Raw genomic sequence first — 2496 nt, 5'->3', positions numbered from 1 at the left:
TCCCGCAACTCACCAATGTCGCGTTTGTATCGGCCGCACCCGCTCCCAGACAAGCACGTCAGATGACGCGCGCCCAGCGCGAACGCGCGCTCGATTCCCTGACGAAATGAGCACGAGTGGCTTGACGCCAGGCGGCTCGAATCTGCAGTGGAGCGATCCGCGGAACCAATTCTGTAAAGTGCGCGGCGAAACGCAAAAAACTTCGCCGCATTAAGGGTGCTTAGGCCCAAGTCAGTATTCCTAAGCAAACCCTCCCCTAATTGGAGGGTTTTTTACGCCTGAGCGATTCAGGAGAATTGGAGGAGGGCAGCGTAATCAAGTCTAATAGCTACCCACAGATTTTTCCTATCCTGCCAAGTCGTGCGAAGGTTGAATTAACCGCATCTCTCCTGTCGCTAGCCGAGAAGGCCTAGGGCTCAACGTGAAAATTACACTCCCCAAAATTATTATTGTTTCAGTTCTGCTTATAGGCGGCTTTTTTGCAATTAGAACCGTTGGCGGAATACAGGTCGCAAGGTCAATGACCAAGTGCATGAAAACTATGTCTGAATCCAAGCCAAAACCAAATTTCAAAAATGAAAACGAAGCGCGGGCCTATGTAGATGAATTGATTGATTGCATGGACAAAAATAATGGTTTTTTCGCTCGTCTTATCTTTAATAAGGAGGAAGAAAAGCGCAACGTAACATTTTCTCCGTGAGGGCCGAAATGGGTGGAGTCAAACGAGATGAGCCTACCGAGAAAATGATTGGGTGGCGTTACGTCGCGTGGTGTGGATTTATAGGCTTCGCACCATGCGGTAGCGGGATTTTCCTGGCTCGTCATGCTGACGTTTCCACTGGGCGCTATCTAATTGATTTTGACCGAGCAACCAGTCGGTGGACCGCCGCTCAGTAGATCTAGGACGGCTTTAGTCGAAGCTCCGCGCCGACCACATTCACAATATCTTCTATGCATTGGTTACTGTTGCTGATACTAGTCGCATTAATCGGGTTGGGCGCACGTTGGCTTTTGCGCGATCGGTCGCCTGATGAAATGCGGGCGGCAAAAGCAAAACTTGACGCTATCCGAAAGAAGCACGAGTAGAGTCTGCTTTAGGCCCACCGCAGACATCCAAAACCACTCTGAAATTCCACGATGTATATTATGTTAAATAATAAAAAGCGGCGCCTGCGACTAGGCTCGCCCTTTGATGGATTCTTGGGTGCCGGTCACTCCGAGGTCAGCTGTCAAGCCTATGAAATTGAGCCTGCACGTGAAATTGTCGACGCCCCAGGCAGTGCACCAGCAGATCCATGCAGTCCATAAGGTATGGCTCATGAAATGCGCGCCGCGCAGCTGCTGCGCGAATCCTAGAACCACGCCGGCGGTGATCGCACCGACAAGCCATTTTTTCGCAGCAATTTTGTCGCTGCCGCTAAAAACGAAGTAACCACCTAAGAAGGCAAACCCGGATGACGCATGCCCTGCGGGGAAGCACCCTCCACTACCACCGTCGTGCTGAAAAAGGTGGGCCCAATGTGAGGCGTAATGCGCCACGCCGCCGAAATCGGATAAGGCGTAAGGGCAGCTGGTGGTGCTCATCAACTTCAACGAGCTGACCGTCATAACTGCCAGCAAAGTCGTGGAGGCGAACTGCAGGCGCTTAGTGAATTCAAGCCGCTTGAGGCCACCAAGTGGAAACCACACCCCCAGGCACAGCAGTAAAGCGAGGCACCAGGCCACCCGTCGAGCGCCGTCGTGCAAGATAACGGTGAGGAACCAGTTATCTTGCAAAGGAAAACCGGCAAGGCCGCCGAACCAGTGCGCCATCGGCAGATCGAGCCCCGATGCGTCCCACGCCAGAAAAATGACGGCCGAGGCAACCGTGATCGCCGCAAACCGTTTTTGGGAAGAATTTTGCATGGCGTGGAGCTTCGGTGTCTTGTCTTAAATCCTCCTTAACGATTTGGTGACGCTGCGAATTTTGACAAAAGCCCAGGAAAAGGTCGCCCAATACTTAACGCATTCTTAAGGCGGCGTTAAAGCCCTGTGCGCAGGTGCAGACCGGCTACATGCCTTTGTTTTCCACGCGGGTCCGGCGGACAATGCTGCATGCGCGTATTAGTTGTCGAGGATGATGAAGGCATTGCCAAAGGGCTTGAAAGTCATCTGAAGCAGTTGGGCTGGGCTATCGATATCGCTAGCGGTGTTGAATCGGCTTGGACCGCGCTAAAGGTCGAACCCTTTGATCTGGTTCTGCTCGATCTCGGCCTTGAGGATGGCGACGGCTCGGAAGTGCTTAAGCGTCTACGCTTGGCTCCCGCAGGCTCCCTTCCCGATGCCGGCACGCCAACGCTGATCATGACCGCGCGTGACCAGGTTGCCGCACGGATCGAGTGCCTGGATATGGGAGCCGACGATTACGTGACGAAGCCCTTTAATCCCGATGAATTGGCCGCGCGCATGCGCGCGCTTCGGCGAAGGGCTGTCGGACGCGCCCAAGCTACGATAACG

Annotated in this window: 3 protein-coding genes; 2 read left to right on the top strand and 1 reads right to left on the bottom strand. The window is 53.7% G+C overall.

Annotated elements, in window-relative coordinates; translation table 11 throughout:
• The first annotated feature begins 421 nt into the window (after window positions 1-421).
• Window positions 422-700: a hypothetical protein gene (locus AC1D1X_RS20720; protein WP_477669565.1), complete on the top strand. Its 279-nt coding sequence runs from the start codon at window positions 422-424 to the stop codon at window positions 698-700.
• Between the two features lie 476 nt (window positions 701-1176).
• Here AC1D1X_RS20720 and AC1D1X_RS20715 read toward each other — a convergent pair whose 3' ends face one another.
• A complete protein-coding gene (locus tag AC1D1X_RS20715; protein ID WP_477669566.1) occupies window positions 1177-1905 on the bottom strand; it encodes a phosphatase PAP2 family protein in 729 nt (242 codons plus the stop codon).
• 189 nt (window positions 1906-2094) lie between these two features.
• Here AC1D1X_RS20715 and AC1D1X_RS20710 point away from each other — a divergent pair.
• A partial coding sequence (locus tag AC1D1X_RS20710; RefSeq protein WP_477699051.1) for a response regulator transcription factor occupies window positions 2095-2496 on the top strand: 402 nt, incomplete at its 3' end.

It is taken from the genome of Polaromonas sp. P1_G4, from assembly GCF_056405475.1.
The sequence above is the reverse complement of the archived record's forward strand: the minus strand, read 5'-3'. Positions and strand labels throughout refer to the sequence as shown.